Genomic DNA, 13,931 nt, shown 5'->3' on the forward strand with positions numbered 1-13,931 from the left:
CTTCCGCAGTTAGATTCCACAAAATGGAATTCAGTATATCTTGCGGCACCTCGCGATTAACGAACGAAAAAAATAGATAGCCAGCAAACGCGATAACAGCGGCTCCTGTAGATCCGTCTTGTCGAGCGGGCTGGTTGCGGAAAAGAAAAACAGAATGACGTCGCAGATGGGAAGAAAGTCTCGCGCAACTTCTTCAACAAATTGAGTGTCCCCACTACCCGGCGTGTCAGCGAGGACGATTTTCTGAAGTAGTTCGCTGTCGACCGATTCGTGGCGAATTGTTACATGTCCCTCTCTAATCACGCCCAGGAGAGATTTTGAGTTGGCCTCAGTGGTGATCAATGTGATCGTGGTATCAGTGGGATTTAGATCTGTCTGCCTCTCTCGCTCCGTGTTCCAGGTATTCAAGACTGAATTAATTGTGCTGGATTTGCCCGATGAGAAATGACCGACGAGACCGACGTAAAAGAGATCGCCATCTCGCTCTAGATACTGCGTGAGGCTTTGCTTGAGTCGTCGCAGTACATTGTACTGTTCGGTCGTTCGAGCATTTTTTGCGAGATCTAGCGCCTCTCCGGCTTCAGGTTCTTCTAGCAAGTCTGCTAGCTGTCTGAGGCCCGCCAATATTTTGGAAGCCTGAACATCGACGTCTTTTTCGCGTTGTCGTTGATCCACCACGCCCCCCTAGCGCTAGTTGCTTGGTATTGCTCTACCAAGGGTAGCAGAGAGGTGCGGATAGTAAAAGGGCCGGGCTTTCGCCCGGCCTTTGCGCTTTGGATGGATGCCCGGGTCAAGCCCGGGCATGACGAGCGGCGAGGGCGAGCCCTCACAACACCCGATTGCTCTCCTTCACCTTGTCCGCGTCGAGATACAGGCTCTCGCCCATCTCCTTGAACTTGGCGCTCATCTGAGCCATGCCGTCCTCGATGGTGCCCGAGATCGACGCCCCGACGCCGGTCGGATCGTTCAGCGTCGCGGCGTAGTCGCGGACGTCCTGGGTGATCTTCATCGAGCAGAACTTCGGGCCGCACATCGAGCAGAAATGCGCGACCTTGTGGGCTTCCTTGGGCAGGGTCTCGTCGTGGAAGTTCTTCGCGGTCTCGGGGTCGAGGCCGAGGTTGAACTGGTCCTGCCAGCGGAAGTCGAAGCGGGCACGGCTGAGCGCATCATCGCGGAGCTGCGCGGCGGGGTGGCCCTTGGCGAGATCGGAGGCGTGGGCCGCGATCTTGTAGGTGATGACGCCGACCTTGACGTCGTTGCGGTCGGGCAGGCCGAGATGCTCCTTCGGCGTGACGTAGCAGAGCATCGCGCAGCCGAACCAGCCGATCATCGCCGCACCGATGCCCGAGGTGATGTGGTCGTAGCCCGGCGCGATGTCTGTGGTCAGCGGGCCTAACGTATAGAAGGGCGCCTCGCCGCATTCCTTGAGCTGCTTGTCCATGTTGATCTTGATCTTGTGCATCGGCACGTGGCCGGGGCCCTCGATCATGACCTGGCAACCCTTGTCCCATGCGATCTTCGTCAGCTCGCCGAGCGTCTCGAGCTCGGCGAACTGCGCGCGGTCGTTGGCGTCGGCGATCGAGCCGGGGCGCAGGCCGTCGCCGAGCGAGAACGAGACGTCATACTTGCGCATGAGGTCGCAGATCTCGTCGAAATGGGTGTAGAGGAAGCTCTCCTTGTGATGCGCGAGGCACCACTTCGCCATGATCGAGCCGCCGCGCGACACGATGCCGGTGACGCGGTTAGCGGTGAGGTGGATGTAGGGCAGCCGCACGCCGGCATGAATCGTGAAATAGTCGACGCCCTGTTCGCACTGCTCGATCAGGGTGTCCTTGTAGAGCTCCCAGGTCAGCTTGACCGGATCGCCGTCGCACTTCTCCAGCGCCTGGTAGATCGGCACCGTGCCGATCGGCACCGGCGAGTTGCGCAGGATCCATTCGCGGGTGGTGTGGATGTTGCGCCCCGTCGAGAGATCCATCACGGTGTCGGCGCCCCAGCGGATCGCCCACACCATCTTGTCGACCTCTTCCTCGACCGACGAGGTCACCGCCGAGTTGCCGATATTGGCGTTGATCTTGGTCAGGAAGTTGCGGCCGATGATCATCGGCTCGAGCTCGGCATGGTTGATGTTGGAGGGAATGATGGCCCGTCCCCGCGCGATCTCGCTGCGGACGAATTCCGGCGTGATGAAGGCCGGCACAGCGGCGCCGAAGCTTTCGCCGTCGGCAAGGGCGGCTTCCGCGCGCTCGAGCTGCTGCTTGCGGCCGAGATTCTCGCGCTCGGCGACGTAGATCATTTCCTTGGTGATGATGCCGGCGCGGGCGAACTCGAGCTGCGTGATCTTGTGGCCGTCGAGGCCGCGCAATGGCTTGTGGTGCGCGGTGAACGCCTTGGCGGCGTGGGATGCGCCGACATTGCCGTTGTCTTCCGGCTTGATGGTGCGGCCCTGATATTCCTCGACGCCGCCGCGCTCCTTGACCCAGGCGAGGCGATTGCGCGGCAGGCCGCTGTTGACGTCGATCGTGACGTTGGGATCGGTGTAGGGACCCGAGGTGTCATAGACCGGCAGGTTCGGCTCGCCGGCGCCTTCGGAGAGGATGATCTCGCGCAAGGGAACGCGGATGTCGGGCGCGGCCTCCGGCGTCGCAAAGATCTTGCGCGATGAGGGCAGCGGGCCTGTCGTGACGGCGGGGAGCGTGGTGTCGGGGTTGGAGCGGATGTTCATGGGATCCTCCGGTTTAATTCGTGTGCGTTTGCGTGCTGTTGACCTCGTCATCCTGAGGAGCGCGAAGCGTGTCTCGAAGGATGAACGAGCCGGGCCGTCGCTCTTCGAGGGCCGCTGAAGTAGCGGCCACCTCAGGGTGACGGTATGAGTAGGGTGCCGTGTGCATCACGCGGCCTCCGCGTTGAGGCCGAGCCATTGCCGAACCCGCGCGTCGGGGTCGGCGTTCTGGGTGACGTCAGAGACGACGGCGATCGAATCGGCGCCGGCGGCGAAGATCTCGGCGGCGTGCTCGAACTTGATGCCGCCGATCGCGACCAGGGGGATCGCGCCGATCCGCTGCTTCCACTCGGTGATCTTCGGGATGCCCTGCGGCGCGAACCGCATCGACTTCAGCGTGGTGAAGAAGATCGGGCCGAGCGCGACGTAGTCGGGCTTGGCGGCGAGCGCGGTGGCGAGCTCGGAATCGTCATGGGTGGAGACGCCGAGCGTGAGTTTGGCCTTGCGGATCTCGGCGAGATCCGCGTCGGCCAAATCTTCCTGGCCGAGATGCAGATGCTCCGCGCCCGCGACAACAGCCGCGCGCCAATAGTCGTTGACGACGAGTTTGGTGCCCGTGCCCTTGGTCACGGCCAGCGCGTCGGTGACGATCTGCAGCGCCTCGGCATCGTCGAGCTCTTTGGCGCGCAGCTGGATGGTGCCGACGCCGAGCTTGGTCAGTCGCTCGACCCATTTGACGCTGTCGACGACGGGATAGAACGGATCAGGATACGGCATGCCAGAACGGGGTCCCAACGACAGGGGTGGAGGGGGAGGCGAAGTCGCGGGCTTCCATCAGCCCGGCTTCATAGGCGGTGCGACCGGCCTCGACGCCGAGGCGGAAGGCGCCCGCCATCGCAACCGGATCGGTGGCTTTCGCCACCGCGGTGTTGAGCAGCACGGCGTCGTAGCCGAGCTCGAGCGCTTCCGCGGCGTGCGACGGCGCACCTAGGCCGGCATCGACCACCAGCGTGATGTCGGGCAGGCGGTCGCGCAGCAGCTTCAGCGCATCGCGGTTGGTGATGCCCTTGGCGCTGCCGATCGGCGCGGCCCACGGCATCACCACCTTGCAGCCGGCCTCGACCAGCCGCGAGGCGACCGAGAAATCCTCGGTGCAATAGGGGAACACTTCAAAACCGTCCTTGATCAGGATGGTGGCTGCCTCGACCAGGCCGACGACGTCGGGCTGCAGCGTGTCGTTGTCGGCGATCACCTCGAGCTTGATCCATGGCGTGCCGAACAATTCGCGCGCGAGCTTTGCCGTCGTCACCGCCTCGCGCACGCTGCGGCAGCCCGCGGTGTTCGGCAGCACGGTAACGCCGAGTTCGCGGATCAGCGCCCAGAACGCGTCGCCGGTCTTGCCGCCCGCGGCTTCACGGCGGAGCGATACCGTGACGATGCTGGCGCCCGAGGCGCGGATCGCGTTCTGCATGATCGCGGGCGACGGATACAGTGCCGTGCCGATCAGCAGGCGGGAGGGGAAGGATTTGCCGTAGAAGGTGACCATGTGTCTCCTCACATCATGCCGTCGTCCCGGCGAAAGCCGGGACCCATAACCACGAGCGGGTGTTGTTGCGATGAACGTCTCCAAGAGTGCTTCACTGAAGGGCCGCGGCGTATGGGTCCCGGCCTTCGCCGGGACGACGAGGGGAGGGAGTAGGCGTTAGCCATCATCACCCTCCCTGTCGCGGCGTGATGATCTCGATCTCGTCGCCGGCCTTGAGCGCGGTCTCGGCCCAGCGGCTCTTCGGCACCACGTCGTAATTCAGGGCGATCGCGAAATGCGTGCCCTCGTAGTCGAGCTCGGCCAGCAGCGCATCGACGCTGGAAGCCGCGATCTCCCGCTGCTCGCCGTTCACGATCACGCGCATTGCATCACCTCATTGTCGATTTCGCCGCGCGCGAGATAGGCGAGCGTCAGCTCGGCCAGCGCCGGCGCGAGCAGGAAGCCGTGGCGGTAGAGCCCGTTCACCGTGATGCGTTCCTGCTCGATGCTGATCTTGGGCAGATTGTCCGGAAACGCCGGGCGCAGGCCGGCGCCGAATTCGACGATGCGCGCCTCGCCGAACGCCGGATGCACCACATAGGCGGCGCCGAGCAACTCGAGCGCCGAGCGCACGCTGACGCCGTTGTCCTCGGCCTCGATCGAGGTCGCACCCAGCATGAAGCGGCCGTCGCCGCGCGGGATCACGTAAAGCGGCCAGCGCGGATGGATCAGCCGCACCGGGCGCAACAATTCGACTTCCGCGGTCTCGATGACGATCATCTCGCCCTTGACGCCGCGCAGGCTCGGCTCGCGGTCGCGCGCGGCAAGACCGCGGCAGTCGATCACGAGGCCGTCGAGATCATCAGCCTCGGCGTCGCTGCCGAACTTGATGTCGCCGCCGGCCTTGGCGATGGCGGCATGCAGCCGCGGCAGCACGCGGCGCGGCTCGACATGGCCCTCGTCGGGATAGAACAGGCCGTCACGGAAGCGGCCCTCGAGCGACGGTTCCAGTTCGCGGACGCCTTCGGCATCGAGCCGGCGATAACCTGACGTGAGGGCGGGCAAAGCGCTCGAAATCGGCGCGGTCGCGCGGATGCGCCACCACCAGCGAGCCGTTGAACGCCGTTTCCGGAAAATGCCGCCGCCACAGGTCGAGCGAACGGATGCCGAGCCGCGAGATCACCGGTTCGGAGGCCTCCGCCTCGCACCAGGGCGCCAGCATCCCGCCGGCCCAGTGGCTTGTGGATTGCGTCATCGCAGCGTCACTGCGCTCATGCAGGGTGACCGCACGTCCGGCCTCTGCGAGCAACAACGCATGCCAGGCGCCGGTTATGCCTGCGCCGATGATGGAGACGGGGGAATCCCCCCGCGGTTGTGACGTTTGATACATCCCTGTCCCTTCGCCGGCATGACCCGGATCAGGTTCAAAGGGTCACCGCGGTCCCGAACTGATCGCCATGATGGCGAAGTCCAAGCTTGCGGTATCTCAGCTCCTCCTTCGGAGCACCCCTCGGAACGCCGCTAATGTAAGCTGATGGGCGGATGTGTCAACTTGTATGCCAGGAGCGGTACCGCGGCGTGCGCAGAGCGCGCGTGCCCCGGACGCAGCCCAGCGCGACAGCGGTGGGCTGCCGAGCCGGGCCCATTCTTTCGAAGCAACGCTTGCGTTGCACCGCGTCCGGGACACGCAAGCACCTATTTGGGAGCCTGTTCCGGCTTCGGCTCGGTGGTCTCGGCCGACATTTGGTCTTGCATTTGCTCTTGCTTGGCGAGTTCCTTCGGCGGCGCACCCACGCCGCCATGCATCGCCTCCTTGAGGTGACCGCCGCGCTGCCGCTTTGCGATGTAGTAATACCCCCCCGCGAAATAGCGCACGGCTCGGTCGAAATCCCCATTGGCGGCGCGATAGGCGCCGGCGAGGTATTTGACGCCGTATTTGAGGTTGGTCGCGGCGTCGCGCAGACCTTCGGCGGTACCGGTGTAGCCGACCCCGCGGGCGGTCGCGAGCTTGATCTGCATCATCCCGATGGCGCCGCCGCGCCCGATCAACTGCGGATGGTACTTGCTCTCGCGCACGATGACGCGATGCACCAGCTCTTCGGGCACCAGGTTCGCCTGGGCCTCCGCCGCCACCATCGCCTCATATTGCGCCCGCGATTGTGCACGCGCACTGGCGCAGGACGCCAGCACCGCGATGACGGCGGCAAGGCAGCTAAGGCTCTGAAGGATCTTCATCTCGGATCGCCCGGGTGATCAAACGCGCGTCGGTTCTGCGGTCTCATTGGTACGGCGAGCGGGCAGGAATGTGGCAGAACCTTCGCATCAGCGAAACGTTCTGCGTCCATGATCGTCCGGTGGAGGTAAAGCGCACGACGCGGTTGCGAAGACAGATGCTTCAAATTGTTTGCTTCAATCCTTTCAGCCGAAAATTGTCTCCGATCTTCTTGGCCGCCGATTCTTTCGGCCGCCTTTTGCCGCACGCTGTCCACAGCGGATTGTCGTGCAAACGACTCGATGAAGGTTTACACTGCACCCAACGACAGGCGCGCGTGTTGAGTAAGCGCGTCTGTCCGTTTCAGAGCACGCAAAAAACAACATTCGGGAGATGCGCCATGGTCCGTCAGGACACCGGCTACATGCCTCGCGAAAATCCCTGCGCGCAATGCGGCAAGCCGATTGCCCGGCCCGATTGGGTGGAGCACAGCGAGGGGCGCACGTCGTTCCTGTGGAATTGCCGCGCCTGCAATTACCGCTTCGAGGCCGTCGCGATCTACGACACAGCGCAGCTCAGGCCGCTCGCCGCCTGATCCCTTGATCGTCGGTCAGCTTCGTCGCCGATCAGCTCCGGCTGATCAGGCCGCGGACTTGCGCGGCGATTGCAGCAGTTGCTGCCGCGCCGGCAGTTCGATCCGGACCACCAGCCCATGCGGCTTGCGATCGTGCAGCGACAGCGTACCGCCATGCGCGAGCACGATGGCGTTGGCGATCGACAGGCCAAGGCCAAAGCCTTCGGCCTCGTCCATGTTGCGCGCCTGGTCGCCGCGCACGAACGGCTCCAGCACGCTTGCCTTGTGCGCGTCCGAAATGCCGGGGCCGTCATCCTCGATGTCGATGACGAGGCGATCCGGCTTGACGTCGAGGCGAACCGCGACTTCGCCGCCGAAGCGCACGGCATTGTCGACCAGATTGGTGATGCTGCGATGCAGGTCGGCTGGCCGCGCGGTCGCCATCGCGTGCTGCGGACCCTCGTAGCTGACCTTGTGTCCCATGTCGGCGAACTGGTCGGTGACGAGGTGCAGCGTGCTCGCGATGTCGACCAGCGTCATCTCCTCGAGCTTGCGGTCGTTGCGCAGGAACGACAGCACCGATTCCAGCATCGAGCGCATCTGGTCGAGGTCGCGCAGCATGCGGTGGCGATGGGTCTCGTCCTCGATGAATTCGGCGCGCAGCCGCATCCGCGTGATCGGCGTGCGCAGGTCGTGGCTGATCGCGGCCAGCATCTTGGTGCGGTCGTCGATCAATGCCGTGATGCGCTCGCGCATCCGGTTCAGCGCCTTGGCCAGCGAGCGGATCTCCTCGGGGCCGCGTTCGGGCAGCGGCGCGGCAGCGCCGTTCAGGCTGAACGTCTCCGCGGCCTTGACGAAGGATGACAGCGGCGCCGTCAGCGCCCATGCCGCCCACAGGCCGAGCAGAGTGACGCTGATGACGGCGAACAGCACCGTCATCATCCACGGCCCGCCCCAGAACGGCCGCATGTGCTGGTCCGGCATCAGCTTCGCGGCGAACATGGTGCCGTCGGGCAGGCGGATCGCGACGCGGCGGATCTCGCCGTCACGCGGCGTGCTGCCCGCCTCGCGCGGCAGAGAGTAGACGTGATAGCCGGCGCCGAGCCGGCGCAGCGCGTGCAGGCTCGGCGGGTCGGTCTCGGTGAGCGTGCCGGTATCGGCCGGCAGGTCACTGATCGCAAGCTGCGGGAAGGCTCTGATGACGTCGGCCTGGAGCCGCGGCCGCTCTGATGCCGGCGCGTGCCCGAGCAGTTGCGCGGCGGCGGCGAGCTGGGTGTGCCAGCGATCGGACGGCTCCGGCCGGTCCGGGCGATGGATCAAAAAGGTGGCGGTGATAATCAGGTGCAGCGTGACGATCGAGACGACGACCAGCGCCGCCATCTGGGCGCCGATCCCCCGCAGACTCAGCACGCGCAGCAGCTTCATGATCAGTTGCTCGTGGCGGCAACCGCCTCCACCCTCGGAGTGAACACGTAGCCGCCGGACCGCACCGTCTTGATCATGGTGGCTTCCTGCGGATCGGGCTCGATCTTGCGTCTGATACGGCTGACCAGCACGTCGATCGAACGCTCGAACGAGCCGGCGCTGCGGCCTTGCGTCAGGTCGAGCAGGCTGTCGCGCGACAGCACGCGGCCGGGCCGTTCGCAGAAGGTGCGCAGCAGGTCGAACTCGGCGCTGGTCATGGCGACGCGCGCCCCTTCAGGGTTGCGCAGCTCGCGCAGGCGGATGTCGATGCGCCAGCCGAGGAAGGTCAGCGTGGTCGCGCCCTCGATCGCGCTGGCGTTGCGCGCGGCGGCCTGCCGGCGCAGCACCGCGTTGATGCGCGCCAGCAGCTCGCGCGGGTTGAACGGCTTGGCCAGGTAATCGTCGGCGCCCATCTCGAGGCCGAGGATGCGGTCGACGTCCTCGCCGCGCGCGGTCAGCATGATGATCGGCATCTGCGACTCCGCGCGCACCTTGCGGCACAGGCTGAGGCCGTCCTCGCCCGGCAGCATGACGTCGAGTACCAGCAGATCCACGCGGTGGTCGGTCATGGCCTTGGCCATCTCGCGGCCGTCGGAGGCGGTCGTGACATGGCAGGAATTGGTGCGGAGATATTTTGCGATGAGAGACCGCGTTTCGCGGTCGTCCTCGACGACGAGTATATTGGGCGCAGCCTGGGTCATACCGACTCTTTTGTCCGTGATTCGGGGGAAGCGGCTCAGGAATTTTGTTTCAGTGCATTTCTGGAATCTTGCCCGGCATGATGAGTTAACAGGTCGGCGCTGTGGAGAAAAGTTAGCGTTCTTTCATCAAGCCTAATCCGTTGAAATACGGGTAGAACTCACCTGTACCGCACGCAGGGCCTGCGGCGCCATGGCGGTCCGAAAAAGGAAAGGACGGCTGCCCTATCCGACGCCGGAACCCGTTCCCCAGGCGACGCGTTGTTTCTTTTTTAGGCCAGGAGGGTGAAATGGCTGTCGAGGTCAGGACAAGGCCGCATCAGCTCATTGCAAGCGACCGCGTCGAGGGCACGGCGGTGCGCCGCGCCAATGGCGACATGATCGGCCATATCGAGCGGCTGATGATCGATAAGATCTCGGGCAAGGTGTCGTACGCGGTGCTGAGCTTCGGTGGCTTCCTCGGTATCGGAACCAACCTGATCCCGCTGCCGTGGGCCCGGCTGCACTACAACCCGAAGTTCGAGGCTTATGAACTCGACATCGAGGACGACGAATTGAAGCGCGCGCCGTCGTTCCGCGCCGACAAGGATTTCGATTGGGGCGACCGCTCCCAGGAAGTCGAGCTGCATCGCTTCTACGGCGTGCCGCCCTATTGGGGCGGCTTCTGAGCGCGCCGAGATCGACGCGCATGATCGACGCGTGTCGATCGATGATGCGGCTGCGGGAGCGAGCGCGGGCTTGTGCAGCGCGGTTCGCCGGGACGACTTAGTGAGCCAAACATCGTCACATCAGGGACTGCGCGTCCGGCGCAGTCGTGAGGCTCAACCGCAGCTTACTTGGGAACTGACGACCGCGTTCGTCAAGCACCGCAAGGTCCCGTCCGTTGGAAAGTCCACACGCGAGCGCTGCCGCATCGCGTCGCGTTCCCAAGCATTGGGGCGACGTTTGAGCGCAGGTTCGATAGGAACGGTCGCGGACGTCACGGGTTTTCCCAGCATCGATTTTGCGAACTGAGGAGAGCGCATGATGTTGATCAAATCCATCGTTGCCGGCGTTGCCGGCTCCGCACTGCTTGCAACCGTCGCGTTTGCGCAGGCACCCGCCGACAAGGGCGACAAGATGGCACCGGCGGCATCGACAACGGCCACGTCGCCGAACTCGTACAAGGGCGACTGGCGCGCGTCCAAGGTCGTCGGTCTCAGCGTGTACAACGACAAGAACGAGAGCGTTGGTTCGATCAACGATCTCTTGATGGACAAGGACGGTGCCATCAAGGCGGTCGTGATCGGCGTCGGCGGCTTCCTTGGCGTCGGCGAGCATCTGGTCGCCGTGCCGCTCGACAAGGTGAAGTTCGTCAACGAGCCGGTCGCCTACACCGGTGCCTCGAATACCGGCAGCACGACCAAGTCGACGACCACCACCGGCGCGGCGCCCGCGGCGGCGACTTCGAAACCAAATCCCTGGTATCCGGATCACGCGGTGTTCAGCGCGACCAAGGATGAGCTGAAGGCGATGCCCGAGTTCAAGTACGCGACCGAGTAACGCGCGTTACGTTGCCTGAAAGACGAACGCGCCCGGCGATGCCGGGCGCATTTGTCGTAAGGTGCATGAAATCCGCGTCCGTTGCCGGCATCACCAGCCCAGTTCACGCAAGTAAGCCGCGCGGGCGGCAACGCCGGTGTGGGTGAAATCCGTGAACACCCCATCCGCGCCGACACGGAAGAACTTCAGATATTCCAGGCTCGGATCGCCACGATAGTCGGCAGCCAGATATTTCTTCTCGTTGCGGAACGTGAAGACATGCACGAACAGGCCGAGCTTGTGCGCGTCGGCAATCACGCTGGTGGCGTCCTGCGTCGAGGCATCCGCCGTCGATCCCTTGTAGGGCGTGCCGTCGGCGTTGTTGTCCTTCCACCGTGAGATCCTGTAGGGGACGATATAGGCCTTCCACGGACCGATGCCGTCGGCATAGGTCTTGATCTCCGCGAGGCCCTCGGGCGTCAGCATCGCATCGAAGGTGCGGGAGTCCCCCGCAACCGTCCAATCGTATGGACGGGAATTGGCGATGTTGTTGAGCAGCACCTTGCCGGTCTTGAAGTCGACGCCGTTGCCGTCGATCAGCTGGACCTGCCGCGTTTCCAGTCCGTGGCTGCGCATATATTTCAGGCTGCCGGGCTCGAAGCTCTGAACGATGATCGGCGCGTCCTTCGCGTTGAGGCCGTTATCCCTGATGATCTTGATCAGGGCGTCCTCGAGCGGGCGGCTGCCGGGCGCGCCGCAGCCATTGGCGATCGCCTGGGCGTTGTTCCAGGTCGGATTCTTGGTTTCCGGATAGACCGCGATCGGACGCCCCGTCGCCTTGCTCTTGGCCTTGGCGATGTCGATGATGTGCTGGAAGCTGATGATCGGAAACTTGCCGTTGAACAGCTTTGGCCGTTCGTTGGCCGCATCGTAGGTGGTGCCGGCGATCCAGGTCTTCAGCTCGTCCATGGTGAAATCGGTGATCGACCAATCATTGGTATGGTCGTCGCCGTCGACGATCAGCGCCTTCAGCACCGATTTGGGATCGGCCGGATCGATGAGGTCGGTAGGATATTCGGCCGGCCCGCTGGTCGGCGTTTGCGCCCATTTCATCTTGACTGGAACGCCTGGCGCGGTGCGCTTGCGTTTCGCAACTTCCACATTGGTCTTTGCCACTTCGGCGACGTTGGTGTTGTCGCCCAGCCATGGATTGTGGCGTGCCACCAGCACACAATCCTTGGTCAAATGCAGGTCTTCTTCGAGCGCGTCGGTGCCGAGGTCGGCGGCCAGCTCGTACGATGCCTCGGTCTCCTCGGGCACCAAGCCCGGCACGCCGCGGTGCCCGATCACGAGCGGCGGCTTGCCGTCGACGGTCAGGAATGGCTTGGCTCCGGCCGGCACCGGGCCGGCTTGCGCTGATGCCATCGACGGCAGCAGGACCGCCAAGGCTGCCGCACCGAGCAGCATCGCGCCAACATGCGTCTTCCGTCGCGAACGAATCTGCTTCACGGCCAAGTCTCCATCTTTCGCGTGGCATCGGGGAGATGCCATGAAGGCCGAGCCCAACAGGGCCGACGCTTTTGTCTTCTTGTCGCAATCTTCTGACAGTCCGATGACTATTCGCCAGGAGAGCGGCATCGGCGTCGTTCATGTGCCGCGGCGCAGTTCGCATCGTGCCGGGCGGTGAGGCCCGGCAAAGAGGATGTGCGTCGATCGACCCACATCCTCAAGCCGGATCAGGCCAACTCTCGCGACTGTGATTGAATGATAACAATCATTCTATTGATCGCCGGTGCGGCTCGACTACGTCGAAATACAGTAGCTTCCCTTATGACGGAGACGTTCCATGACCAAGCAGATCGACGACCTCTCAAGGTACTATCGCTATGAGCTCGTGCGCGGTGACCATGCCGATTTCATCGCCTATCAACGCAATCTGGGCGATGGCGTCTGGCAGACGTATTCGACCTGGATGATCCCGCGCGCGAATGGCGAATAGCGCCGGCTGACGCGGGCGATTACCCATAGGCGCTAAAATAGGATTTGCGCGTTGAATTTGTATGTGATTCCAAGAAGGGATGAGACACGAATCGCTTGTGAACGAAGACTGGGCGCGTGTTGTTGCTCGGCTTGGTGGGGCTGAGGCTCTGGAGGTTGGCGCGCGCGAGACGAAGGCGTTTGTTCGTCCGCGCGAGATCACCAATGCGGTTGATTTGCTGCGGCTGATCCTTGCGTATTGTCTGGGCACGCGGGGTCTGCGGCTGACGGCGGCGTGGGCGACGTCGGTGGGCCTTGTCGACATCTCCAACGTGGCTCTGTTGTATCGCTTGCGTCAGTCCGGAGATTGGCTGGCGCAACTGATAGGTCAGGCACTTGCGAGTGGTGCGCCGAAGGCAAGCCGCGGTCGGCTGATCCGCATCGTTGACGCCACGACGGTCCCCAAAGCCGGAACCGAGGGCAGGCAAAACAACGCGGTGTGGCGTATCCACAGTGCGTTCGATCTTCCGCAAGAGCGCTTTGGGCACTTCGAGCTGACCGATGAGGGCGCAGGCGAGACACTGGATCGGATACCCGTGACTGCCGGCGAGATCCGTCTTGCCGACCGTGCCTACCTGCAACCAGAGCGCATGGCGCATCTGGTCGATGCCGGCGCGGACTTCGTGATCCGCGCGGGCTGGAAGAGCGCGCGTTGGCTGGATCGCAACGGCAACCTTGTCGATCTCATCGCAGAGCTGCGCAAGGCCTTGGCAGGCGGCATGATCGATCGACCGATCTGGATAGAGCGCAAGTCCGGTGCGCAACCGCTTGCTGTGCGCTTGGTTGCGGTCAAAAAGCCGGCGCATGCGGCCGCGGAGGCGCGACGCAAGGCACGCAGGACAGCCCAGAAGGGAGGCCATCAACTCTCCAGGCAAACGCTTGAGGCCGCAGATTGGGTAATCCTGGCGACCTCGCTCAAGGGCGAGGACTTCACGGCTGCTGACGTCATTGCCCTCTACCGGTTGCGATGGCGGATTGAGCTCGGCTTCAAGCGGCTGAAGAGCTTGATTGGCTTGAAGGGACCTCCCGGAACTGACCAGCGGTCCGCTAAACCCCATATCCTCGCTCACCTGCTGATCACTCTACTGCTCGAGCCGCTGGTCGACGAACTCGAGGACTCTCCCCGCTTGGACGAAGCCGCCTGACCAGACCTTCCGCATGGCGCCTGCTACGTCAGC

At 63.7% G+C, this 13,931-nt stretch carries 15 protein-coding genes, 1 pseudogene and 1 riboswitch; of the genes and pseudogenes, 6 read left to right on the plus strand and 10 right to left on the minus strand.

The features are described from left to right. Positions 1-30 precede the first annotated feature (30 nt). From ACVW1C_RS31585 to ACVW1C_RS31615, 7 genes and pseudogenes are all read right to left on the minus strand, one after another. On the minus strand, positions 31-675 hold the full coding sequence (locus ACVW1C_RS31585; RefSeq protein ID WP_456761606.1) for a GTPase: 645 nt from the start codon (positions 673-675) through the stop codon (positions 31-33). 151 nt (positions 676-826) lie between these two features. Next, positions 827-2,725, minus strand: coding sequence for a phosphomethylpyrimidine synthase ThiC (gene thiC / locus ACVW1C_RS31590; protein WP_456761607.1), 1,899 nt, complete (start codon positions 2,723-2,725; stop codon positions 827-829). A 165-nt stretch (positions 2,726-2,890) separates the two neighbouring features. Beyond that, positions 2,891-3,499: a thiamine phosphate synthase gene (locus ACVW1C_RS31595; RefSeq protein ID WP_456761608.1), complete on the minus strand. Its 609-nt coding sequence runs from the start codon at positions 3,497-3,499 to the stop codon at positions 2,891-2,893. Continuing rightward, the gene (locus ACVW1C_RS31600) at positions 3,486-4,268 is read right to left on the minus strand and encodes a thiazole synthase (RefSeq protein ID WP_456761609.1); all 783 of its coding nucleotides are present in this window, start codon (positions 4,266-4,268) and stop codon (positions 3,486-3,488) included. The genes ACVW1C_RS31595 and ACVW1C_RS31600 overlap by 14 nt, the downstream gene beginning before the upstream one ends. Before the next feature lie 166 nt (positions 4,269-4,434). Then, positions 4,435-4,632: a sulfur carrier protein ThiS gene (gene thiS, locus ACVW1C_RS31605; RefSeq protein WP_028332603.1), complete on the minus strand. Its 198-nt coding sequence runs from the start codon at positions 4,630-4,632 to the stop codon at positions 4,435-4,437. Then, positions 4,623-5,637, minus strand: a pseudogene (locus tag ACVW1C_RS31610) (FAD-dependent oxidoreductase). The gene thiS and the pseudogene ACVW1C_RS31610 overlap by 10 nt, the downstream one beginning before the upstream one ends. Then, a riboswitch (TPP riboswitch) is annotated at positions 5,625-5,768 on the minus strand. (Overlaps the previous pseudogene by 13 nt.) Positions 5,769-5,942: 174 nt before the next feature. Further along, positions 5,943-6,482 carry a transglycosylase SLT domain-containing protein gene (locus ACVW1C_RS31615; protein WP_456761610.1) on the minus strand — a complete coding sequence of 180 codons (540 nt, stop codon included), beginning with the start codon at positions 6,480-6,482 and terminating at the stop codon, positions 5,943-5,945. Between the two features lie 377 nt (positions 6,483-6,859). On the opposite strand from ACVW1C_RS31615, the gene ACVW1C_RS31620 reads away from it, so the two are divergent. Then, positions 6,860-7,054, plus strand: a complete 195-nt coding sequence (locus ACVW1C_RS31620) for a hypothetical protein (protein WP_456763227.1) — start codon at positions 6,860-6,862, stop codon at positions 7,052-7,054. Between the two features lie 45 nt (positions 7,055-7,099). Here the strand turns inward: ACVW1C_RS31620 and ACVW1C_RS31625 are convergent, their stop codons facing one another. Further along, positions 7,100-8,458, minus strand: coding sequence for an ATP-binding protein (locus tag ACVW1C_RS31625; protein WP_456761611.1), 1,359 nt, complete (start codon positions 8,456-8,458; stop codon positions 7,100-7,102). Between the two features lie 2 nt (positions 8,459-8,460). Beyond that, positions 8,461-9,198, minus strand: coding sequence for a response regulator (locus tag ACVW1C_RS31630; RefSeq protein WP_176529771.1), 738 nt, complete (start codon positions 9,196-9,198; stop codon positions 8,461-8,463). A 287-nt stretch (positions 9,199-9,485) separates the two neighbouring features. On the opposite strand from ACVW1C_RS31630, the gene ACVW1C_RS31635 reads away from it, so the two are divergent. Together ACVW1C_RS31635 and ACVW1C_RS31640 are read left to right on the plus strand one after the other, a co-directional pair. Further along, complete coding sequence (locus tag ACVW1C_RS31635) at positions 9,486-9,863, plus strand: PRC-barrel domain-containing protein (RefSeq protein WP_456761612.1); 378 nt, start codon at positions 9,486-9,488, stop codon at positions 9,861-9,863. A gap of 358 nt (positions 9,864-10,221) precedes the next feature. Continuing rightward, a complete protein-coding gene (locus ACVW1C_RS31640) occupies positions 10,222-10,737 on the plus strand; it encodes a PRC-barrel domain-containing protein (protein WP_456761613.1) in 516 nt (171 codons plus the stop codon). Positions 10,738-10,827: 90 nt separating this feature from the next. Here the strand turns inward: ACVW1C_RS31640 and ACVW1C_RS31645 are convergent, their stop codons facing one another. Continuing rightward, complete coding sequence (locus ACVW1C_RS31645; RefSeq protein WP_456761614.1) at positions 10,828-12,225, minus strand: glycerophosphodiester phosphodiesterase family protein; 1,398 nt, start codon at positions 12,223-12,225, stop codon at positions 10,828-10,830. 40 nt (positions 12,226-12,265) lie between these two features. Here ACVW1C_RS31645 and ACVW1C_RS31650 point away from each other — a divergent pair, with 40 nt between their 5' ends. The 3 genes from ACVW1C_RS31650 (at position 12,266) to ACVW1C_RS31660 (ending at position 13,898) form a co-directional block, all read left to right on the plus strand. Further along, the gene (locus ACVW1C_RS31650) at positions 12,266-12,403 is read left to right on the plus strand and encodes a hypothetical protein (RefSeq protein ID WP_456761615.1); all 138 of its coding nucleotides are present in this window, start codon (positions 12,266-12,268) and stop codon (positions 12,401-12,403) included. A 159-nt stretch (positions 12,404-12,562) separates the two neighbouring features. Continuing rightward, positions 12,563-12,715, plus strand: a complete 153-nt coding sequence (locus ACVW1C_RS31655; protein WP_456761616.1) for a hypothetical protein — start codon at positions 12,563-12,565, stop codon at positions 12,713-12,715. Positions 12,716-12,812: 97 nt separating this feature from the next. Continuing rightward, complete coding sequence (locus tag ACVW1C_RS31660) at positions 12,813-13,898, plus strand: IS4 family transposase (RefSeq protein ID WP_456756830.1); 1,086 nt, start codon at positions 12,813-12,815, stop codon at positions 13,896-13,898. Positions 13,899-13,931 lie beyond the last annotated feature (33 nt).

The sequence above is a fragment of the Bradyrhizobium sp. USDA 4011 genome, from assembly GCF_054063415.1.